The organism is Daeguia caeni (assembly GCF_042653845.1).
In the GTDB taxonomy this organism is placed as follows: Bacteria; Pseudomonadota; Alphaproteobacteria; order Rhizobiales; family Rhizobiaceae; genus Brucella; species Brucella caeni.
The window spans coordinates 88180-109565 of record NZ_JBHSEL010000043.1 but is presented as its reverse complement, the minus strand read 5'-3'; the positions used below and the strand labels follow the sequence as shown (position 1 = coordinate 109565).

Below are 21386 nucleotides of genomic sequence, written 5' to 3'. Positions count from 1 at the left end.
GTCATCTGATCCTCCGTAGTTTTTGCAAACATAGAGAATCATAAACTACTGAAATCGCTAAACTTAATTTTAGGTCGGGCTCTGAAACAGGTCGCACAGCGTGACAGTCTTTGGCAGGTCATGTTAAGCCGCAGCGCTCAAGTGACTGGCTTTGCCCGGCGCCAAGATGAAAAGGCTGCGATCAATTCCAGTTCTGTCGTCGGCAAGATCAGCCTGACTTCGCAGATGGCCAGGCAGATGCAGAATCTTATCGCCTGTTCGGGGCTGACGTCCTATGTCTTTGTCCGTGTTCTGACGGGCAGGATTAGCGGCAAGCTTAGCGGTCGTCCGTTAAATGTCGAGGCAGGGTCTGTCCTTGTTTTTGACTGCAGCAGAGTGAGTCAGGCGGATGTGGAGGTTGAATGCGAGCTGCATCTGGCAATCCCAAAGCTTGATATCAGCTATCCATTGCTGTCCAGGCTGCATGGATTTGTTCTGAAACCGGATGCGGAATCCGAGATCATCTTCATGTTGCTGGACAAGCTGGAGCGTGATTTTCCGACCATTTCGCGTGTCCACATGCGGGATATGAAATATGCCTTCACGGGCGCTTTCATCAGTCAGCTCGATCACCGCCTCAGTGAATTGGGGCAGAACCGCTATACATTGGTTGATACCATCTGTGATTATATCAATAGGCACAGCAACAATCCAAGGTTGACTGTTGAACATGTCATGGAGCAGTTCAACATTTCACGTTCGCATCTCTATCGGCTGTTTTCCAATCGTGGTGGGGTCAAGACCTATATTCTCAATTGCCGGCTGGAAAATCTTTACAATGATGCGCTGAATCATCATCTGCACTCCAGAAATCTCAAGCAGATGGCGCATTATTATGGTTTTGATAATCCGCAGGTGATGAAGAATATGTTTGTCAAGAAATATGGCTTTGATCCGCGCGCCGGCGTGCCTGACGGGCCGCGCCGGTTTGAAACGCGAACCTGATGTGCATTCTGACATCGCAGGCGTCATTTTGCGCTTAAAATGTTGCGCTTGCCGCAGCGCGGCTTTATAGCCGATAGCGAGTAAGGGCGGTATGTGCCGCCTGCTGATCAAGGATTTGCGGAGAACAGGATGTCCGTTGATATTTCCACCGTCAAGCGCGTCGCGCATCTTGCGCGCATCGCCGTTAGTGATGACGAGGCCGAGCGCATGACGGGCGAGTTGAATGCAATTCTGGGCTTTGTCGAGCAACTGAATGAAGTCAATGTGGATGGCGTTGAGCCGATGACGTCGGTGACGCCGATGAAAATGCGCCTGCGCGAGGACAAGGTCACCGATGGTGGCATTGCGGCTGCGATTGTCGGCAATGCGCCGGTGACGGAAGACAATTTCTTCGTGGTTCCAAAAGTCGTCGAATAGACCTTTTGCATCGCACGGATCGCGCCGATGAAGCGGCGTACTGACAGGATTTGACCATGAGCGAACTGACCGCCCTGACAATTGCCGAAGCACGCGACAAGCTGAAGGCAAAAACAATTTCTGCGACGGAACTGACCGAAGCCTATCTTTCAGCCATTGATGCAGCCAACAAGACCATCAATGCCTATGTGACCGTGACCCATGACCAGGCGCGCGCCATGGCAAGGGCGTCGGATGAACGCATTGCCAAGGGTGAAGCGGGTGCACTGGAAGGCATTCCGCTTGGCGTGAAAGATCTGTTTGCCACCAAGGGCGTCCATACGCAGGCCTGCTCGCATATTCTCGATGGCTTCAAGCCGGAATATGAATCGACCGTCACGGCCAATCTGTGGGCTGACGGCGCCGTCATGCTCGGCAAGCTCAATATGGATGAATTCGCCATGGGTTCGTCCAACGAAACCTCTCATTATGGCCCGGTCAAGAATCCATGGCGCGCCAAGGGCTCGGATGCCGATCTCGTTCCGGGCGGCTCGTCGGGTGGTTCGGCCGCAGCTGTCGCCGCACAGCTTTGCGCCGGTGCGACCGCAACCGATACGGGCGGCTCGATCCGTCAGCCGGCTGCCTTCACCGGCACGGTCGGCATCAAGCCAACCTATGGCCGCGTCTCGCGCTGGGGAACGGTTGCCTTCGCATCGTCGCTCGACCAGGCTGGCCCGATAGCCCGCGATGTGCGCGATGCGGCAATCCTTCTGAAATCGATGGCTTCGCTGGATCTCAAGGATTCCACCAGCGTAGACCTGCCTGTGCCGGATTATGAAGCTGCCATTGGCAAGTCGGTAAAGGGCATGAAGATCGGTATTCCGAAGGAATATCGCGTCGATGGCATGCCGGATGAAATCGAGGAGCTGTGGCAGAAGGGCATTCAGTATCTGAAGGATGCCGGTGCGGAGATTGTTGATATTTCGCTGCCGCATACGAAATATGCGCTGCCCGCCTATTACATTGTGGCGCCTGCCGAAGCCTCGTCCAACCTCGCGCGCTATGATGGCGTTCGCTATGGTCTGCGCGTGCCGGGCAAGGACATCGTCGACATGTATGAACAGACACGCGCCGCAGGCTTCGGCAAGGAAGTCAAGCGCCGCATCATGATCGGCACCTATGTTCTGTCGGCTGGCTATTATGACGCCTATTATCTGCGCGCGCAGAAGGTGCGCACGCTGATCAAGCAGGACTTTGAAAAGGTCTTTGCCGAAGGCGTTCAGGCCATTCTGACCCCGGCAACACCATCAGCTGCCTTCGGTCTTGCCGATGAGGAACTCGCCAAGGATCCGGTCAAGATGTATCTCAACGACATCTTCACCGTGACGGTAAACATGGCCGGCCTTCCGGGCATTGCCGTTCCGGCTGGCCTCAACAGCCAGGGCCTGCCGCTTGGTCTGCAGCTGATCGGCCGTCCTTTCGAAGAAGAGACACTGTTCCAGACCGCCTATGTCATTGAACAGGCAGCCGGACGCTTTACCCCGGCCAAATGGTGGTAAAACCGTACTTCTTGTTCGCCGGGCACTGCCCGGCGAATTTGTCTGATGTACATATGCCGCTTGTACTCTGTCCGCGGCAGGCCCCGATCTCCGGCATGGCACGCAGGCTGAACAGCGCTTTCGCAGGGGCATGTTTGTAATGGCAGTCGGCTCCAATATCGGGCTGAGACGCGCATTTTCCGGCAATGTGATTTCCCTCCTGGCTCGATAGGTCTCCCCGGAGAGCACAGGCTTGCGGCTCAATGTCCTGATGCACTTAATTCTGCGCCCAGGATCAGGAAAAGTGGGAACCGCTTTTCCGTCCGGAAACTGCGAGAAAGCCAACATGTCGGAACAATCCAGTGTTTTGCAACAATCTGATTTGTTTCAGTCTCGTGTTTCATTGTCTTGTTATGTGTTGCGAAAGAAAAATTCTCCTTTATCACTGGCTGTCACAATGTTTCAGCCTGTCCGTGATACAGGCTCCATGAATGCACCTATGGCCATCAGGGATAGAAGAACAAGAATTGACCATTCCGACGATCGTTACTCTCTCATCGATTCCGCCGCGCTTTGAACATTTGTGGCTAACCCTGCTTTCACTTTTGAACCAGAGCGTGAAGGTCGATGAAATCAGGATCAATATTCCAAGATCATACCGACGCTTTGCCGATTGGGATGGAACACTGCCATCAGTGCCGGAAGGCGTGAGCATTCATCGTGTTGATGAGGATCATGGGCCTGCGACCAAGGTGCTGCCAACGATCAGGGAATTGCGTGGCCAGAATGTACATGTTCTTTTTTGTGATGATGACCGGATTTATCCGCGCCACTGGCATGCCAGTTTCAAGCGCGCGGCGGCGGCGCGTCCGGAAACCTGCATTGTCGGCATTGGCGAGACCTTTCCCGATATTGCCGACAGCTGCCGTGCGCCCGACCGCCTGCCGCGCGGCCATTACGGCAAAAAAGGCCTGTCCTATCGCCTGAAGGAACTGGCCGGACTGTTTCTGATCAAGCCGGCCTATCCGGTCAAAAGCGGCTATGTGGATCAACTGTCCGGTTTTGCCGGCGTGCTGGTGAAGCCGGACTGGTTTGATGATCTCGTCCATGCGATTCCGGACGATATGTGGATGGTGGATGATCCGTGGCTGTCTGGCCATCTGGAACGCCGCGGCATTCCGATCTGGATGGATGCCTCCATCGGGCGGCCGGGCTTTGCCGAAAGTGACCGGATCCACGCACTGCTGGATATGGAAGAGATTGGCCACAGCCGCATTGCGGCGGATATTCGCGTGATTGACTATTTCCGCTGCCGATATGGCATCTGGCAGAAATGCGGGGCGGTTGATGGCGATGTACGCCATCGTTTCGGCACCATGCGGGAACTGGCGCGCCTGCGGCAGGAAGAACTGGCGCAGAATCAGAAAGACTGACATTTCGTATCGCACGCCAAACCGGCAACCTGCGCTACGCAACCGGTCTGAAAGTGGGCGGGCAGGCCTGCGCACGCGATCAAGGAAAATTGCCTGAAACATCCGTGCGCCCGGTGGACGCACAGGATGCTGGCCGTTCTTGCTGTTAGATATCGAGCTGTTCCACGAAGGCTGCGCGTTCCTGGATGAAGCGGAAGCGGGCTTCGGGTTTGGTGCCCATCAGCTCTTCGACGGTGTTCTTTGTTTCTTCGATATAGTCTTCGTCGATCTGCACGCGCAGCAATGTGCGTTTTGCCGGATCCATCGTCGTTTCCTTCAGCTGGTCGGCGCGCATCTCGCCAAGACCCTTGAAGCGACCGATTTCAATCTTGCCGCGCCCGGTAAATTCGGTGCGCAGCAATTCGTTCTTGTGCTCGTCATCACGCGCATAGGCAACCTTGCCGCCCTGACTGATGCGGTAAAGCGGCGGCACGGCCAGATAGAGATGACCATTGCGGATCAGATCCGGCATTTCCTGATAGAAGAAGGTGATGAGCAGCGAGGCGATATGTGCGCCATCAACATCCGCATCGGTCATGATGATGATGCGTTCATAACGCAGATCATCTTCGCGGTAATTCTTGCGCGTGCCGCAGCCAAGCGCCTGAATGAGATCGGCAATGAGCTGGTTGGCGGTGAGTTTTTCGCGGCCAGCACTTGCCACGTTCAGGATTTTGCCGCGCAGCGGCAGAATGGCCTGATTGGCGCGGTTGCGCGCCTGTTTGGCTGAACCGCCTGCCGAGTCACCCTCGACGATGAACAGTTCCGCGCCCGCAGATGAATTCTGCGTGCAGTCGGCAAGCTTGCCGGGCAGGCGCAGTTTGCGCGTTGCGCTCTTGCGCACGGTTTCCTTTTCCTGCCGCCGGCGCAGCCGTTCTTCGGCGCGATCGATCACCCAGTCGAGCAGGCGCGAGGCTTCCTGCGGCGAGGCGGCCAGCCAATGGTCGAACGGGTCACGGATGGCATTTTCCACAATGCGCTGTGCCTCGACCGTGGCAAGCTTGTCCTTGGTCTGACCGACAAATTCCGGCTCACGGATGAAGACCGAAAGCATGGCCGCAGCCGAGACCATCACATCATCCGTGGTGATGATCGAGGCGCGCTTGTTGTTGGTCAGTTCCGCATAGGCTTTCAACCCTCGCGTCAGGACGATGCGCAGGCCCGCCTCATGCGTGCCGCCATCACCGGTCGGGATGGTGTTGCAATAGGAATGAACAAAACCGTCACCACCAAACCACGACACGGCCCATTCCACCGCGCCATGCCCGCCCTGTTTCTCGGTGCGTCCGGAGAAGATTTCACGCGTGACCTGATGTTCCTTGCCAAGCGTTGCCTTGAGATAGTCTTTCAGGCCGCCCGGAAAATGGAACACGGCCTTTTCGGTGGCTTCCTTTTTCGGGTCAAGCAGAGAGGGATCACAGCTCCAGCGGATCTCGACCCCGCCAAACAGATAGGCCTTTGAGCGCGCCATGCGGAACAGGCGTTGCGGGTCAAAACGGGCGCTTTTGCCGAAAATGTCCGGGTCAGGATGAAAGCGCACGCGCGTGCCGCGGCGATTATGCACTTCACCGAGATCTTCAAGCCCGCCAAGCGGAATGCCGCGCGAAAAACGCTGACGATAAAGGCGGCGGTTGCGCGCAACCTCAACCTCAAGATAGTCCGACAGCGCATTGACGACAGACACGCCCACACCATGCAGGCCGCCCGATGTTTCATAGGCCTTGCCGTCGAACTTGCCGCCGGCATGCAGCTTGGTCATGATGACTTCAAGCGTTGATTTTCCCGGCGTCTGCGGATGTTCATCAACAGGAATGCCGCGTCCATTGTCGGTGACGGTGAGGAACCCATCGGCATCCAGATTGACCTCGATGAAATTGGCATGTCCTGCCACGGCCTCGTCCATCGAATTGTCGATGACTTCGGCAAAGAGATGATGCAACGCCTTTTCATCCGTACCGCCAATATACATGCCCGGGCGCAGACGAACCGGCTCCAGCCCCTCCAGAACGCGGATCGATGAGGCATTGTAATCATCGCCAACCGAAGACGAGGGAAGCTTGGCGGCCGGCGCGCCGGAAGGGCTTGCCGGTTGCGATGCGGATGCAGCGCGTGCAGGGGCCGGGCGCGCAGCGTCGCGTTCCGATGCCCTTTCCCGTGCATTGTTGACTACTCTTGAAAAGAGATCGTTGCTGTCGTCCATCGTTACCAAAATGCTTTCTGTCTGAATGCCTGGCTGTCTGACTGTGAGACCGCCTCCATGTCCGGGTGAAACGCGCCAATCATGACCCAGGCCGGAATAGCGCCTGCGAATCGGCATGATGATGCCACGAGCCGGGGTGAAAGGCGACAGAAGTTCGCCTTACGTTCTGCTTGCCCACGGGTTTATCAAATGAATTTGACTATCGCAAAGCGATTTTTTTCGACATGGACAAGTTGACAGCATAAGCAGGACAGGGCCGTGCGCCTGCGCAAGCGGCACGAATCGGCATATCCCGCAATTCTCGGAGCATAAGATGCAAAGCAAAGCGCCGGCTGGCGTCGAAACGCATGTCAAGGGCATGGCCCTGATGGTTCTGGGCACGCTCATGCTGCCGCTGATCGATGTTACGGGGAAATGGCTGGCTGTGGTGGGGCATATGCCGCCGGCAACCCTGGCCTTCTTCCGCTTTCTCATCCAGACGGTGCTGACATCCTTCATTCTGCTGGCTGCGCGCGATTTTGGTGTGTTTCGCACCGGACACCTGTTCGGCAATATGCTGCGCGGGGCCTTGCTTGGCCTTGGCGGCGTGATGTTCTTCACCTCCATCAAATATATGCCGATTGCCGATGCCATGGCGGTCTTTTTCGCCGAGCCCCTGGTTCTGACCATCCTGTCGGTATTTTTCCTGCATGAGAAAATCGGCTGGCGGCGCATCACTTCGGTGACGATCGGGCTGATCGGTACGCTGATCGTCATCCAGCCAAGCTTTGAGGTTTTCGGCTTTGTCTCACTCCTGCCGCTGATCACGGCCGTGACCTTTGCCATCTATGTGATGCTGAACCGGAAATTCGGTGCCAATGATACGCCTTTTGTCATGCAGTTCTATGCCGGAATTGGGGGGTGTCTGGTGAGCATTGCCGTGATGATCTTTGGCACGCTGTCTGGTGTTGCGGATCTGCAGTTCATGCTGCCGATGGAAAAGGCGCAATGGCCGCTTCTGCTTTTCATGGGAGGCGTCGGCATGCTGGGCCATCTGCTGGTGGTGCAGGCCTGCAAGCTTGCCCCGGCATCGCTGCTGGCGCCCTTCCAGTATCTGGAAATCGTCATGGCGGTGATCTTTGGGCTCATCCTGTTTGACGAATTCCCGACACCATCGAAATGGCTTGGCATTGCTATTGTCATTGGCTCCGGCATCTATGTCTTCATGCGCGAGCGCAAACTCAAGCAGGCAGGCTGAATGGTCAGCCTGCAAGGTCAGGCCATTCAATCAGGCATGGCCGGATAATCAGGTTTACAGATCAGGACTGGCGGGGCCCGAACACGTTTTCAAAGGCCTTGCCAAGGGCGACATCAAGGTCGCCTATGGTCACCGGCAGGCCAAGATCAACCAGGCTGGTGACGCCATAGTCGGAAATGCCGCAGGGCACGATGCCGCCAAAATGGCTCAGGTCCGGTTCGACATTGATGGCAATGCCATGAAAGCTCACCCAGCGGCGCAGCCTGATGCCGATGGCGGCAATCTTGTCTTCGCACAGTTCACCATTGGCAAGGCGCGGCTTTTCCGGTCGTACCACCCAGACACCGACGCGATCCTCGCGCCGCTCGCCCTTGATGTTGAATTCGGCCAGCGTCTCGATGATCCATTGTTCAAGAGCTGCCACAAAGGCGCGCACATCCTCGCGCCGACGCTTCAGGTCAAGCATGACATAGGCCACGCGCTGACCCGGACCATGATAGGTATATTCGCCGCCACGCCCGGCATTATAGACCGGAAAACGGTCGGGGCTGAGCAGGTCGGCGCTGTTGGCACTGGTGCCGGCGGTGTAAAGCGGGGGATGTTCAACCAGCCAGACCAGTTCGCCGGCCGTTCCCTCGCGGATCGCCTGAACGCGCGCCTCCATGAAGGCAAGCGCCTCTTCATAATCGGTCAGACCTTCCGCCACCCGCCATTCAACCGGTGGATTGTCAGTGGAAATGGGCAGAAAACGTGCCGCAAGCGCATCGCGCGCAATCGCGTTTCTGGCAGGGGCGGTAGTGGAAATCTTGTCAGTCATGATCCGTGCCATATGGCGGTTATTTGTTCCGAATTCCAGAGGTCATTTTGACCCGGATTGCCTAAGGGCTTGCTGTCATATCAAGAAATGGGCAGTTTGGTGTCAAAGACTAGGGAGACAGACCATGCTTGAGCAGATGATTGATCAGGGAGCTGGACGCGTGCCGGCCGATATTGTGTTGAAACATGGTCGTTTTTTCGATCTCGTTACCGGCGAACTGGTGGAAAGCGATATTGCCATCTGCGGAGAGCGTATCGTCGGCACATTTGGCAACTATCGCGGCAAACAGGAAATCGACATTTCCGGGCGCATTGTCGTTCCGGGTTTTATCGACACGCATCTACATATTGAATCCTCGCTGGTGACGCCGCATGAATTTGACCGCTGCGTGTTGCCGAAAGGGGTGACGACCGTCATCTGCGATCCGCATGAGATTGCAAATGTCTTGGGCGTTGCGGGGATTAAATTCTTCCTCGACAGTGCGCTCCACACCATCATGGATATTCGCGTGCAGCTATCAAGCTGCGTGCCGGCAACCCATATGGAAACATCGGGGGCAGAGCTTCTGATTGATGATCTTCTGCCCTTCGTCGATCACCCAAAGGTCATCGGCCTTGCCGAATTCATGAATTTTCCAGGCGTTCTCGCCAAGGATCCCAAAGCCATGGCCAAGCTGAGAGCCTTTCAGGGACGGCATATCGATGGCCATGCGCCGCTTTTGCGCGGGACCGATCTCAACGGCTATATCGCAGCCGGGATTCGCACCGAGCATGAGGCAACCAGTGCGGAAGAAGCGCTTGAAAAAATGCGCAAGGGCATGCATGTCCTCGTGCGTGAAGGCTCGGTTTCAAAAGACCTGAAAGCCTTGATGCCAATCATGACCGAGCGTCATTCGCATTTTGTCGCATTATGCACCGATGACCGCAATCCGCTGGACATAGCCGATCAGGGCCATCTCGATTATCTGATCCGCACCGCCATTGCCGGCGGGGTGGAGCCGCTTGTCATTTATCGTGCTGCCAGCATTTCCGCCGCGCGTGCCTTTGGCTTGCATGATCGGGGTCTGATTGCGCCCGGCCAGCGCGCGGATCTCGTCGTGATCGACAGTCTGGAAGGCTGTCATGCCGAAACAGTGCTTGCAGCGGGCAGGGTGGTTTCGGACGCGCTTTTCGCAACGCGCAAATCCGTTCCCCCCGTCGGGCGCAACAGCGTGAAGGCGCCGCATGTGAATGCCGCATGTTTCCGTTCTCCTTCCAACAGCGGCAAGACACGGGTGATCGGCATCGTGCCGGGCAAGATCATTACCGAAGACCTGGAATATGAGCTTGAAACAGGACCGGAAGGCGTCATGCCGGATCTGGAACGCGATGTGGTGAAGGTCGCTGTCATCGAACGGCACGGCAAGAACGGCAATATTGCCGTTGGTTTCGTGCATGGTTTTGGGCTGCAGTCCGGCGCGATTGCCTCAACCGTCAGCCATGACAGCCACAACATCTGCATTGTGGGGACGAATGATGCCGATATGGCAGCGGCTGCCAACCGTTTGAGCGAGATTGAAGGCGGGCTGGTCGTAGTGCGCGACGGCAAGGTCCTGGCCGAACTTGCATTGCCGGTGGCAGGGCTGATGAGCCTTGAGCCTTATGAAAATGTGCGCGAGTCCCTGCGCAGATTGCGCCATGCGGCAGAGGAACTGGGCTCGGTACTGGAAGAGCCGTTCCTGCAACTTTCATTTGTGGCCCTGCCGGTCATCCCACATCTTAAAATCACGGACAAGGGGCTTGTCGATGTTGATCGTTTCGAGCTGATCGGCATCTGATCTGCAGATTATAAGAAAATTGTGCATTAATCCTTGCAATGGCTGGGCCAAGACTTGCAAAAATGTCGACTCAGCCATGATAAGTCATTGAATGCTATTGCCAACCGGGGTTGGAGCCGATCATAATATATTTGTCACGAAAATTGATTCCATTTCTTTTCCATGATTTTGGCTGCGGGTTCTGCCGTTGTCTGGGTGTGGGTTTGTCCGATAGCGTAGCAAGAGTAGGAGGCAGATGACGATGGACGGCAGAATGTTATTCCTGCTTATCGTCCTGCCATTTATCGCGAGTGCAATCACAGGTTTTCTTCGTGGCAGTGATCATAGCGGGTCGGCCTGGTTCAGTGCGGCTATTGCCCTTGTCGTTTTCCTGATTACCGCCAGTCTTTACCCGGTCATTGCTGATGGCGGCGTGCTGATTGGCTCGATCGAGTGGCTTCCGGCCTATGGTCTCAATGCAACATTGCGGCTTGACGGTTTTGCATGGCTGTTTGCCATGCTCATTTCCGGCATTGGCCTGCTCGTGGTCATCTATGCGCGCTATTACATGTCGCCGGAAGATCCGGTGCCACGCTTTTTCTCCTTTCTGCTTGCCTTCATGGGTGCGATGCTGGGCGTCGTCCTTTCGGGCAATATCGTCCTGCTTGCCGTTTTCTGGGAACTGACGAGCATTTTCTCTTTCCTGCTCATCGGCTACTGGTATCACAATGCCAGTGCGCGCGATGGCGCACGTATGGCGCTGACGGTCACCGGCATTGGTGGCTTCTGTCTGCTTGCTGGCGTTTTGCTGCTTGGTCATATTGTCGGCAGCTATGATCTCGATGTCGTGCTGAAGTCGGGCAGTCTGGTGCGCAGCCACAAGCTGTATGATGTCGTGCTGGTCCTGATCCTGCTTGCAGCCTTCACCAAGAGCGCACAGTTTCCATTCCATTTCTGGTTGCCCAATGCCATGGCGGCGCCAACGCCGGTTTCGGCCTATCTGCATTCGGCGACGATGGTCAAGGCGGGGGTGTTCCTGCTGGCGCGCCTGTGGCCGGTGCTGGCAGGCACGGATGAGTGGTTCTGGATCGTTGGTTCGGCGGGGCTGATCACGCTTCTCCTGGCCAGTTTCTTTGCCGTGTTCCAGCAGGATCTGAAAGGCCTGCTTGCCTATTCGACCATCAGCAATCTTGGTCTGATCACGGCGCTTCTGAGTCTTGGCAGTCCGCTTGCGGCAGTAGCGGCGATCTTCCACATGGTCAACCATGCCATTTTCAAGGCGTCGCTATTCATGGCGGCCGGCATTATCGACCACGAAACCGGCACGCGCGACATGCGCAGGCTTTCCGGCCTGTTCTGGCCCATGCCCTATACGGCAACGCTTGCCATGGTGGCGAGTGCATCCATGGCGGGCGTGCCGCTGCTGAACGGCTTCATTTCCAAGGAAATGTTCTTTGCCGAAGCCATTGAAACCCATGTGGTTTCCTGGCTTGACACCATCACGCCCTATGTGGCGACCGTAGCGGCCGTATTTACGGTTGCCTATTCCGTACGCTTCATATCTTCCACTTTCTTCGGCGCACCGCCGCATGATCTGCCGCGCAAGCCGCATGAGCCGCCGCGCTGGATGCGCCGGCCGATCGAAACACTGGTGGCGCTTTGCCTGCTGATCGGCATCATTCCCAATCTTACCATCGGGCCGTTCCTGAAATCGGCGGTGATTTCGGTTTTGGGGGAAAACACGCCCTATTACAGCCTGTCGGTCTGGCATGGTTTCAACCTGCCTTTGATCATGAGTATTATTGCCATGATCGGCGGTGTGATCCTCTATGAGCTGCTGAAAAACTATCTGGCAACCAGCGAGGATGGGCCGCCACTGTTCCGGCATCTGCAGGGCAAACGCATCTTTGAGCGCGTGCTGGTGACCCTCTCCTGGAACTGGGCGCGCAAGGCCGAAACCTTCCTGTCAACCCGCCGCCTTCAGCCGCAATTGCGTATTGTGGTGGCCGTGGCGATGTTTGGCGCAATCTGGCAATTGGCGGAGGACGGCCTGAGTGTCGGGGCGTTGGCGCCACAGCCGGTCGATCCGGTCTTTGCCGGCCTCTGGCTTCTGGGCGCGGCCTGCGCCATCGGTGCGGCGCAACAGGCAAAATTCCATCGCCTGGCGGCGCTTATCCTGCTTGGCGGAGCGGGGTTGATTACCTGCATCACCTTTGTCTGGCTGTCAGCGCCGGATCTGGCGGTGACACAATTGCTGGTTGAAATCGTCACGACCGTGCTTCTGCTGCTTGGCCTTCGCTGGCTGCCGAAGCGCTGGGAAGATCCGGATCCCATGCCGGTGCAGATCAAGGCGCGGATGCGTCGCTATCGCGATCTTGTCATGGCGATCGTCTGCGGCTTTGGTGTCGCGCTCATTTCCTATGCGATGATGACCAGACCATCAATGAACAGCATTGGCGATTTCTTCCTGAAGAATGCCTATACGGGCGGCGGCGGAAAGAATGTGGTCAATGTCATCCTGGTCGATTTCCGCGCCTTTGATACGATGGGCGAAATTGCGGTTCTGGGTGTGGTTGGCCTGACGGTCTATGCGCTGCTGCGCCGTTTCCGGCCGGCTTCCGATACCGCTGGCTCGACTGCACAGCAGAAAATTCAGGATGCCTATGATGAAGCCATGCCGGAGCGCAGGGCAGGCGAGACATTATACGATTACCTTGCCGTGCCATCCGTCATCATGCGCTGGCTGTTCCCTGTCATCGTGGTGTTTGCGGTTCATCTTTATCTGCGCGGCCATGATCTGCCGGGCGGTGGTTTTGCGGCCGGCGTGGCGCTCGCCATTGCCTTCATCCTGCAATATCTGGCCTTTGGCACACGCTGGGTGGAAGACAGATTGCGTATCCTGCCGTTGCGCTGGATCGGGGCTGGTCTGCTCTGTGCCGCGCTGACCGGGGCTGGCGCGTGGATTTTCGGCTATCCGTTCCTGACCACATATTTCCAGTATGTCACCATTCCGCATGTCGCCAAAATGCCGCTTGCCAGTGCGCTGTTGTTTGATCTCGGTGTCTTCTCGCTTGTCGTCGGCGCAACGGTTCTGGTTCTGATTGCCCTGGCGCATCAGTCGATCCGCAAGCATCGCGTCTCGCGTCTGCAGGCAGCGAAGGAGGAGGGCTGACATGGAACTCGTTCTTTCGCTGGCAATTGGCGTGCTGATGGCCTCTGGCGTGTGGCTTTTGCTGCGCCCGCGCACATTCCAGGTGGTGATCGGCCTGTCACTGATTTCCTATGCAGTTAATCTGTTCATCTTTGCCATGGGGCGGCTGCGCATCAATGCGCCGCCCATACTGGGCTCCGGCGTGGATGTTCATCCGGGGCAATATACCGATCCGGTGCCACAGGCGCTTGTACTGACGGCCATTGTCATCGGTTTTGCCATGACCGCCCTTTTCCTTGTGGTGTTGCTTGCCGCACGCGGCTTCACCGGCACTGACCATGTCGACGGCAAGGAGAACTGATGATGACCTGGCAATCCCATCTCATTGTCATGCCGATCGTGCTGCCCCTGGTGACGGCTGCCGTTCTGCTGCTGTTTGATGAACGCAATCGCAGGCTGAAAATGGCAATCAATGTCATCTCGGTCGTGCTGCAGATCGCCATTGCCATCGAGCTTATGATCATGGCAATTGAAAAGGCGCCAGAGCCGATGGTCTATCTGATCGGCGACTGGCCGGCGCCCTTTGGCATCGTGCTGGTGCTTGATCGACTGGCGGCCTTGATGCTGGTGCTGACCAGTGTGCTTGGCCTTGCTTCGCTCAGCTTTGCCCTTGCCAACTGGTACAAGGCAAGCCCCAACTTCCATACGATCTTCCAGCTTCTGTTGATGGGGCTCAATGGTGCATTCCTTACCGGCGACCTGTTCAACCTGTTTGTGTTCTTCGAGGTGATGCTGGCGGCCTCCTATGGTCTGGCGCTGCATGGCTCAGGCGTGGCACGCGTGAAGGCGGGCATGCATTATATTGTCATCAATCTGGTGGCCTCGTCGCTGTTCCTGATCGGTGTCAGCCTGATTTATGGCGTCACCGGCACGCTGAACATGGCCGATCTTGCCCAGCGCATTCCGGATGTCGCAGCACAGGATCGCATGCTGCTGGAAACAGGGGCAGCCATTCTTGGCATTGCCTTCCTGATCAAGGCCGGCATGTGGCCGCTCAATTTCTGGCTGACACCGACCTATAGTGCTGCCGCTGCCCCGGTTGCCGCCATTTTCGCGGTGATGACAAAAGTTGGCATCTATGTACTGTTGCGTCTGTCGCCGTTGATGTTCGGCATTTCGTCTGGTGCGTCCTATGGCTTTGGCAATCACTGGCTTTATTTCGGCGGCATGGTCACGCTCACCTTCGGCCTGATCGGCGTGGTTGCCTCACAGGCCATGGGCAGGCTTGCAAGCTACAGCATTCTGGTTTCGTCCGGCACCCTGCTTGCTGCCATCGGCAGCGGCAATACCGCCATGACAGCGGCGGCACTGTTTTATATGGTCAGCTCGACGCTGACGATTGCGGCCTTCTTCCTGCTGATCGAACTGGTCGAACGCGGTCAGGACGCGGCGGCAAATGTTCTTGCCGTGACCATGGAAGCCTATGGTGACGAGGAGGATGAGGAAGAGGAAGAAGAGGTTGGTACACTTTTGCCGGCAACCCTGGCCGTTCTTGGACTGTGCTTTGCAATTTGCGCGATCCTGCTGATCGGTCTGCCGCCATTTTCCGGCTTCATCGCCAAATTCGTCATTCTCTCGGCCATTCTCAACGGCAATCATATCGCGCCCAACACTGCGGCGGGAATTGATCCGTCAAGCTGGGTGCTGGTCGGGCTCATCCTGCTGTCTGGTCTATCAGCCCTGATTGCCATGACGCGTACCGGCATTCGCACCTTCTGGGCATCGCTGGAAGGCAATGTGCCGCGCGTTCTGGTGCGTGAAATCGTGCCGGTTGGCGCGCTTCTGCTTGTTTGCCTGTCGCTTACTTTCGCAGCCGGACCGGTAATGCGCTATATGGAAGCAACCGCGCATTACCTGCATACACCAGAACAATATATCCAGAGCGTGATCAACACGCCGCGCGTTGGCGGCAAAACGGAGAATGGCAAATGAGAAGATTGCTGCCATATCCTCTGCTCTTTGTTGCGCTGCTCATTTTCTGGCTGCTGCTCAATGGCTTCAGCCGCGGACAGTTTCTGATCGGTCTGGTTGTTTCTCTGGTCGCAGGCTGGATCATGACGGCGCTGGAACCGGAGAAAAACCATCTTCGCTCCATGCCAACCATGCTGGCCTTGTTGTGGGAGGTGGTTGTCGATATCATCCGGTCCAATATTGCCGTTGCCAGACTTGTTCTGTCGCCACGAAAAACACGAACCCCCGGTTTCGTCACAATCCCGCTTGATCTGGAAAACAAGGGCGGCCTGGCAATTCTAAGCTGCATCATCACGGCAACGCCCGGAACGGCCTGGGTTGATTACAATGCCGCACGGCATGAACTGACAATCCATGTGCTGGATCTTGAGGAAGAGCAATATTGGCGCGATTCCATCAAGAGCCGCTATGAGAAACCGCTGATTGCGATTTTCGGCAAGGCTTCCAGCCCTGAGCCAGGGAAGGAGAAATCGGCATGAGTGCTGTCATCATCTTCTGGGCACTGGTCGCCTCGCAACTGATGCTGGGGGCTGCCATGGCCTGCACGGTCTACCGGCTGATCGTCGGCCCGCGCGCGCAGGATCGCATTCTGGCGACTGATGCGCTCTATCTCAATTCGCTGCTGCTTCTGATTACGTTCGGCATCCGCACCGGAAGCATGATCTATTTTGAAGCGGCACTGATCATTGCGCTGCTTGGCTTTGTGGCAACCGTGGCGCTGGCCAAATTCCTGATGCGTGGGGAGGTGATCGAATGATCCTTGCTGCCGAACTTCCGCTCTGGGCCGCGATCGTCGTGGCCGTGTTTCTGGTGCTTGGCGCTTTCCTGACACTGATCGGCTGCATCGGCCTGTTGCGTTTCAAGTCATTTTATGAACGGGTTCATGCGCCGACCATCGGATCATCATGCGGTGCGGGCGGAATCCTGATCGCATCAATTATATTTTTCTCCATCCTGCAATCGCGCCCGGTTCTGCATGAAATTCTGATCATTGTATTTGTCGTCGTGACGACGCCGGTCACCCTCATGCTGCTCAGCCGCGCCGTCATTCACCGCGATCTGACGCAGGACAGCAGGGAATTGCCAAAATCAACAAGGCTTTGACAACTGTTCAGCAAAGATAAAACTTGCCTTTGCTGAAACAGTTGCTCAACATAAACACAGATTTCGTATCCGATTGCAGCTGCAGATGGGGAGGGCTGGTGCATTTGGTACGATGGGCGATGCAGTATTTCCCGCCATTCATGCACGGGCTAGGCCGACAGAACAATCTCCCCGAAATTTGCCTTCAAAGCACACCGCGGCTTTTGCGGCCGTTTCAGCTCTTGCAGGAAAAGACGGATGTTCGGGGAGAAAATGAAAACCTAAACACATGACATATCTGCGCATGCGAGCCGGTTGACTTTTCTGTGCTCTTTTTAATGCTCAAGGTTGCTGTTTATCGGAACAGACTGCCGATACATGCAAGACAGACATCGGTTTGATACCCGGGTTTCAGTGACATGCATTGGCGCCAAAGCCGATCTGACAGATGCAGGCAAAACGCTGTTGTCCTGCATTTCCATGCGTCAGGAGAAAGCGTGTCATCCTGACAGGGAAAGCGATGTCTATGCTGTCATCTGGAGGAATGGCAGCATGCGGCCTTTTGTCGTGCGCGTGTTTTCGCCGCGACAAACGGGTTGAAGGGGAAAAGAAAATGGCTTACGGAGTTTTCAGTAATTTCTGAAAACTCAGAAATTACGGGAGAGGAAATTTGGAACTGTCGCCTATTGTTCAGTCATTCGTGCTTCACTTCGGTGAAATGGGAAGCCGGTGGGGCATCAACCGGACGGTCGGGCAGATCTATGCGCTGCTTTATCTTTCGCCAGAACCGATCTGTGCGGATGACATTGTCGAGGCGCTTGGTGTCTCACGTTCCAATGTTTCGATGGGCATTCGTGAACTGCAGGGCTGGAACCTTGTTGTTCTCAAGCATATTCCCGGCGATCGGCGCGATTTTTTTACCACGCCGGGTGATGTCTGGCAGATTTTGCGCATCCTTGCCGAAGAGCGCAAGAAACGTGAGATCGACCCGACACTGACTGTCCTGCGGCAGATCCTGATGGAGCAGCCACAGGCGGAATCGGACCAATATGCGCAGAAGCGCATGAAAGACATGTATTCCATGATCGAGCGCCTGACCAATTGGTACGATGATGTGAAGACCATGGATACGGATCGGCTGATGAGCCTGTTGGCCCTTGGCTCTAAGGTGACCCGTTTTCTTGAAACGACCGACAAGATCGTCGCGCTTGGGCGCGGGCGCATGTCGGGCAAGAAGGAGCAAAAGCGAGAGTGAATTCCGTTGCCCCCCAAACGGAACGACAATTGACCGCTAACGATGAGGAAAAGCGCGATCATAAACGCGCACATCAGCGGAAGCATCGCGCTGTCCCTGCGCCTTTGCGTGCCGGGGCGATGCTGCAAACTCTGGCGGCCTTGCTCTGGCTGCCGCAGGCCGCCTTTCTCGCCTTTGCCATTGGCCGTTTGGCCAATCATGGCTTTGACCAATCCATCTATCTTTATGCCGCTGCCATTTTCCTGATCGGCGTGTTGCGCAGCCTGATCGAGCGCAAGGGGGCGGCACTCTGTTTTGATGCGGCGCGATCAGAGCTCACGCAATTGCGGCAAAAGGCAATCACCGCGCTGGCCATGCGCTCTCCGCTGGATGCAACGCGGCCATCCTCCGGTGAGGCGGCAAGCATATTGGCCGAGCAGGCCGAAATGGTCGTGCCCTATCTGTCACGCTTTGTGCCGGTGAAAATGCGCGTCATGCTGGTGCCGCTCATCATCGCCGCGGTTGTTTTCTATTATTCCTGGGTTGCATCTCTGGTTCTGTTCATTGCAGCTCCGCTCATTCCGGTATTCATGGCACTGATCGGCTGGCGCGCGCAGGCGGCCAGTGAAAGACAGCTTGCGGCCGTGGGCGGCATGAATGGTTTCCTGCTTGATCGCCTGCGCGGGCTTGCCACCATACGCTCTTTTGGTGCGGTCGATGCGACCGCCATTCGCCTGCGTGAAAATGCCGAAACTTTGCGCCGCCGTACCATGGCCGTGCTGAAAATCGCCTTTCTGTCATCGGCCGTGCTGGAACTGTTTTCCGCGCTCGGCGTGGCGATGGTTGCGGTCTATATCGGCTTTCATCTGCTGGGTCAGCTGCAATTCGGTGCATGGGGCGCAAAACTCGACCTTGGCGAGGCGCTGTTCATCCTTTTGCTGGCGCCAGCCTTTTTCGAGCCGCTCAGGGATCTGTCCACTGTCTGGCATGACCGGGCCTCGGGGGAGGCGGGCATTGCTGCGTTGGAAAATCTGGCAAAACACAGTGCCTCCATCATTGCGCCTGCTGCGGGCTCATCGGCAAGTGATGCTGCACCAGACGTCACCTTTGCCAATGTCACCTTTCGCTTTGGCGAAGGAAATGCGGTTTTTTCTGATTTCTCCCTGCATGTTGAGGCAGGTGAACATGTAGCGCTGCTAGCACCGAGTGCTTATGGCAAGTCAACCTTGCTGGCGCTTGCAGCCGGGCTGATTGCGCCTGAGCGTGGCGCTGTTCTGATTGCCGGACACGCCCTTGGCGATGATCATGCTGCGCGTGAGCGCATGGTCTGGATCGGCCAGAAGCCGCATATTTTCTCAGGCTCTGCCCGTTTCAATATCACACTTGGGCGCAAGGCCGCCGCAAAACAGGTCGAAGAAACCGCTGAACACATGGCACTTGGCCACGTCAAGGGCGTGACGGACAATGGCTTGATTGGCGAAAGCGGCACGGGCATTTCCGGCGGCGAGGCGATGCGGCTTGCGCTTGCGCGCGGCGCGATCAATGAAAAGGCTGACATTATTCTCGCCGATGAGCCGACCGCCCATCTTGACCAATGGACGGCTGGGCAGATCACCGACAGCCTGCTGAAATTTGCCGAAGGCAAGACGCTCATCGTGGCAACCCATGATGAGGGGCTGGCACAAAGAATGAATCGCGTAATCCGGCTTGATCGCCTGGAAAAGGGTCAGAATTTGACGGGGAGGGCTGCCGAATGAAGGGGCTTCACGCGCTGCGTCCGATTCTGGACCTGTTCTTCCACGCCAAACCGGTCGCGCTTGTCCTGGGCATTGTGATTGCCACCATCACCGTGATTTCCGGTATCGGCCTGCTTGGCTTGTCGGGTTGGTTCATCACCGCAACCGCAATTGCTGGCCTGAGTGTCGCGACGGCGATTGGCTTTGATGTGTTTGCGCCCGCCGCGGGCATTCGCCTGCTTGCCATCATGCGCACGGTTTCGCGCTATTTCGAGCGCCTTGTCACCCATGATGCGACGCTGGCCGTGCTTGCCACCTTGCGGGAAAAACTGTTCCGCCAATGGGCAAGACCATCTGCCGCCAAGGTCTTGCTGCTGCGCCCGGCGCGACTTCTGTTTCGCCTGACCGCCGATATCGATGCGCTGGATTCGCTTTATCTGCGCGTGTTTGTGCCAATGGGCGCAGCGCTTGCAACGGCACTCTTTGCCGGCATTGCCCTTGGCCTGATGCAATCGCTCTTTGGTTTTGCCGTGGTTATAGTCCTGCTGACTGCGGGGCTTGGTCTGCCGCTGCTTGCCGCAAAAAAATCCGGGCGCGCCATGCGTCGCCGTGCCAAGGGCACGGAAGCCATGCGCGCCCGTACCATTGATCTTGTGGCCGGGCAAACCGAATTGCTGATGGCTGGCCGGCTTGATGCGCAATGTGCGGCACTCAGCCGAGCCGATCATTATGTCGCCGCAGCCGACCGTGATCTCAACCGCATTGAAATCAGAACCGGCGCGGGGCTTGGCATTGTCCATGCCGCCCTGCTTGCCGGCAGCCTCATTGTCGTCGGCTGGCTGATGCGCGATGGCAGCATCAATGCGCCCGTGGCGGCACTGGCCGTCCTGATCGTGCTTGGTGCGATGGAGCCGTTTAGCGCCTTGCGACGTGGCGCAATGGAGCTTGGCCGCACCATTCTGGCGGCAAGACGCGTTCTGCCGCGGCAGGAGAAGGATGTTGAGCTTCGCTCCCTGCCGGTGCCACCAGCCGGCAAGGCGGTGCTGCTTGAATCCGTCTCCGCGCATTATGAAGAGGACGAAAAGGCTGCACTCAATGCGGTCAGCCTTGCCATTGCCGAAGGCGAACATGTCGCCATTGTTGGCCGCAGTGGTTCAGGAAAATCAACGCTTTTCAAGGTCTTGATGGGCGAGGTTGCCGCACGGGGTAAACGGGTCGAAGCCTTGCCTGCCCGGCTTCTCACACAGCGCACGGAGCTGTTTCAGGATACACTTCGCGGCAACCTGCTATTGGCAAAGCCCGATGCGGATGATGCTGAACTGATGGCGGCGCTTGCCGATGCGGGGCTTGGCGCATTTGTTGCCTCGCTTGCCGACGGGCTTAATACGCAACTGGGTGAGGGTGGCCTGGGGCTTTCCGGTGGTCAGGCGCGTCGTCTGGCATTGGCGCGTCTGTTCCTGACCGATGCGCCGCTCTGGCTGCTCGATGAGCCCACGGAAGGTCTTGATGGCGAGACGGCGCGCGATGTGCTTGCCCGTCTGAAGCAGCGCGCCGAAGGGCGCACGCTTCTGATCGCTACGCATCTGCGCCAGGATGCAATGATTTGCGAGCGCATTCTTAGAATCGAACAAGGCGCGTTTACCGAGTCATATACGCGTAATCAAAAGGGGGACGACTTGTGTTTTGCGGGGCTCAAATGATCCGCAGACATT

The 21386-nt window shown here is 56.8% G+C and carries 17 protein-coding genes; 15 read left to right on the top strand and 2 right to left on the bottom strand.

Going from position 1 to position 21386, the window contains the following annotated elements; all coding sequences use genetic code 11:
- The first annotated feature begins 141 nt into the window (after positions 1 to 141).
- From ACFO1V_RS05070 to ACFO1V_RS05055, 4 genes are all read left to right on the top strand, one after another.
- A complete protein-coding gene (locus tag ACFO1V_RS05070) occupies positions 142 to 984 on the top strand; it encodes a helix-turn-helix transcriptional regulator (RefSeq protein ID WP_380075067.1) in 843 nt (280 codons plus the stop codon).
- 129 nt (positions 985 to 1113) lie between these two features.
- Positions 1114 to 1401 carry an Asp-tRNA(Asn)/Glu-tRNA(Gln) amidotransferase subunit GatC gene (gene gatC / locus ACFO1V_RS05065; protein ID WP_374831268.1) on the top strand — a complete coding sequence of 96 codons (288 nt, stop codon included), beginning with the start codon at positions 1114 to 1116 and terminating at the stop codon, positions 1399 to 1401.
- Positions 1402 to 1457: 56 nt separating this feature from the next.
- Positions 1458 to 2939, top strand: coding sequence for an Asp-tRNA(Asn)/Glu-tRNA(Gln) amidotransferase subunit GatA (gene gatA, locus ACFO1V_RS05060; protein WP_374831270.1), 1482 nt, complete (start codon positions 1458 to 1460; stop codon positions 2937 to 2939).
- A 506-nt stretch (positions 2940 to 3445) separates the two neighbouring features.
- On the top strand, positions 3446 to 4351 hold the full coding sequence (locus ACFO1V_RS05055) for a glycosyltransferase family 2 protein (protein ID WP_374831272.1): 906 nt from the start codon (positions 3446 to 3448) through the stop codon (positions 4349 to 4351).
- A 145-nt stretch (positions 4352 to 4496) separates the two neighbouring features.
- On the opposite strand, the gene parE is transcribed toward ACFO1V_RS05055, so the two are convergent.
- The gene (gene parE, locus ACFO1V_RS05050) at positions 4497 to 6590 is read right to left on the bottom strand and encodes a DNA topoisomerase IV subunit B (RefSeq protein ID WP_374831274.1); all 2094 of its coding nucleotides are present in this window, start codon (positions 6588 to 6590) and stop codon (positions 4497 to 4499) included.
- A 313-nt stretch (positions 6591 to 6903) separates the two neighbouring features.
- Here parE and ACFO1V_RS05045 point away from each other — a divergent pair, with 313 nt between their 5' ends.
- The gene (locus ACFO1V_RS05045) at positions 6904 to 7827 is read left to right on the top strand and encodes a DMT family transporter (RefSeq protein ID WP_374831276.1); all 924 of its coding nucleotides are present in this window, start codon (positions 6904 to 6906) and stop codon (positions 7825 to 7827) included.
- Between the two features lie 61 nt (positions 7828 to 7888).
- Here ACFO1V_RS05045 and lipB read toward each other — a convergent pair whose 3' ends face one another.
- Positions 7889 to 8644 carry a lipoyl(octanoyl) transferase LipB gene (gene lipB, locus ACFO1V_RS05040; RefSeq protein WP_374831278.1) on the bottom strand — a complete coding sequence of 252 codons (756 nt, stop codon included), beginning with the start codon at positions 8642 to 8644 and terminating at the stop codon, positions 7889 to 7891.
- A 124-nt stretch (positions 8645 to 8768) separates the two neighbouring features.
- Between lipB and ade the strand changes: the two genes are divergently transcribed.
- The 10 genes from ade to cydC all read left to right on the top strand — a co-directional run bounded on the left by ade (position 8769) and on the right by cydC (position 21374).
- Positions 8769 to 10460, top strand: a complete 1692-nt coding sequence (gene ade / locus ACFO1V_RS05035) for an adenine deaminase (protein ID WP_374831280.1) — start codon at positions 8769 to 8771, stop codon at positions 10458 to 10460.
- Between the two features lie 235 nt (positions 10461 to 10695).
- On the top strand, positions 10696 to 13611 hold the full coding sequence (locus ACFO1V_RS05030; RefSeq protein WP_374831282.1) for a monovalent cation/H+ antiporter subunit A: 2916 nt from the start codon (positions 10696 to 10698) through the stop codon (positions 13609 to 13611).
- A gap of 1 nt (position 13612) precedes the next feature.
- Positions 13613 to 13951 (top strand): Na+/H+ antiporter subunit C, encoded by a 339-nt coding sequence (locus ACFO1V_RS05025; protein ID WP_374831284.1) that lies wholly within the window; start codon positions 13613 to 13615, stop codon positions 13949 to 13951.
- Positions 13952 to 13953: 2 nt separating this feature from the next.
- Complete coding sequence (locus ACFO1V_RS05020; RefSeq protein ID WP_374831286.1) at positions 13954 to 15582, top strand: monovalent cation/H+ antiporter subunit D; 1629 nt, start codon at positions 13954 to 13956, stop codon at positions 15580 to 15582.
- Positions 15579 to 16100 (top strand): Na+/H+ antiporter subunit E, encoded by a 522-nt coding sequence (locus ACFO1V_RS05015; protein ID WP_374831288.1) that lies wholly within the window; start codon positions 15579 to 15581, stop codon positions 16098 to 16100. Before ACFO1V_RS05020 ends, ACFO1V_RS05015 begins: the two co-directional genes overlap by 4 nt.
- Positions 16097 to 16378, top strand: coding sequence for a K+/H+ antiporter subunit F (locus ACFO1V_RS05010; protein ID WP_374831290.1), 282 nt, complete (start codon positions 16097 to 16099; stop codon positions 16376 to 16378). The genes ACFO1V_RS05015 and ACFO1V_RS05010 overlap by 4 nt, the downstream gene beginning before the upstream one ends.
- A complete protein-coding gene (gene mnhG / locus ACFO1V_RS05005; RefSeq protein ID WP_374831292.1) occupies positions 16375 to 16725 on the top strand; it encodes a monovalent cation/H(+) antiporter subunit G in 351 nt (116 codons plus the stop codon). The genes ACFO1V_RS05010 and mnhG overlap by 4 nt, the downstream gene beginning before the upstream one ends.
- Before the next feature lie 649 nt (positions 16726 to 17374).
- The gene (locus ACFO1V_RS05000) at positions 17375 to 17959 is read left to right on the top strand and encodes a GbsR/MarR family transcriptional regulator (RefSeq protein ID WP_374831294.1); all 585 of its coding nucleotides are present in this window, start codon (positions 17375 to 17377) and stop codon (positions 17957 to 17959) included.
- On the top strand, positions 17956 to 19695 hold the full coding sequence (cydD, locus tag ACFO1V_RS04995; RefSeq protein WP_374831296.1) for a thiol reductant ABC exporter subunit CydD: 1740 nt from the start codon (positions 17956 to 17958) through the stop codon (positions 19693 to 19695). The genes ACFO1V_RS05000 and cydD overlap by 4 nt, the downstream gene beginning before the upstream one ends.
- Positions 19692 to 21374 carry a thiol reductant ABC exporter subunit CydC gene (gene cydC / locus ACFO1V_RS04990; RefSeq protein ID WP_374831298.1) on the top strand — a complete coding sequence of 561 codons (1683 nt, stop codon included), beginning with the start codon at positions 19692 to 19694 and terminating at the stop codon, positions 21372 to 21374. Before cydD ends, cydC begins: the two co-directional genes overlap by 4 nt.
- Positions 21375 to 21386 lie beyond the last annotated feature (12 nt).

Excerpts from the sequence above, each read along its gene's own strand:
- gatC (WP_374831268.1), top strand. The coding sequence starts at position 1,114 with ATGTCCGTTGATATTTCCACCGTCAAGCGCGTCGCGCATCTTGCGCGC.
- gatA (WP_374831270.1), top strand. The coding sequence starts at position 1,458 with ATGAGCGAACTGACCGCCCTGACAATTGCCGAAGCACGCGACAAGCTG.
- parE (WP_374831274.1), bottom strand. The coding sequence starts at position 6,590 with ATGGACGACAGCAACGATCTCTTTTCAAGAGTAGTCAACAATGCACGG.
- ACFO1V_RS05045 (WP_374831276.1), top strand. The coding sequence starts at position 6,904 with ATGCAAAGCAAAGCGCCGGCTGGCGTCGAAACGCATGTCAAGGGCATG.
- lipB (WP_374831278.1), bottom strand. The coding sequence starts at position 8,644 with ATGACTGACAAGATTTCCACTACCGCCCCTGCCAGAAACGCGATTGCG.
- ade (WP_374831280.1), top strand. The coding sequence starts at position 8,769 with ATGCTTGAGCAGATGATTGATCAGGGAGCTGGACGCGTGCCGGCCGAT.
- ACFO1V_RS05030 (WP_374831282.1), top strand. The coding sequence starts at position 10,696 with ATGACGATGGACGGCAGAATGTTATTCCTGCTTATCGTCCTGCCATTT.
- ACFO1V_RS05025 (WP_374831284.1), top strand. The coding sequence starts at position 13,613 with ATGGAACTCGTTCTTTCGCTGGCAATTGGCGTGCTGATGGCCTCTGGC.
- ACFO1V_RS05020 (WP_374831286.1), top strand. The coding sequence starts at position 13,954 with ATGACCTGGCAATCCCATCTCATTGTCATGCCGATCGTGCTGCCCCTG.
- ACFO1V_RS05015 (WP_374831288.1), top strand. The coding sequence starts at position 15,579 with ATGAGAAGATTGCTGCCATATCCTCTGCTCTTTGTTGCGCTGCTCATT.
- ACFO1V_RS05010 (WP_374831290.1), top strand. The coding sequence starts at position 16,097 with ATGAGTGCTGTCATCATCTTCTGGGCACTGGTCGCCTCGCAACTGATG.
- mnhG (WP_374831292.1), top strand. The coding sequence starts at position 16,375 with ATGATCCTTGCTGCCGAACTTCCGCTCTGGGCCGCGATCGTCGTGGCC.
- cydC (WP_374831298.1), top strand. The coding sequence starts at position 19,692 with ATGAAGGGGCTTCACGCGCTGCGTCCGATTCTGGACCTGTTCTTCCAC.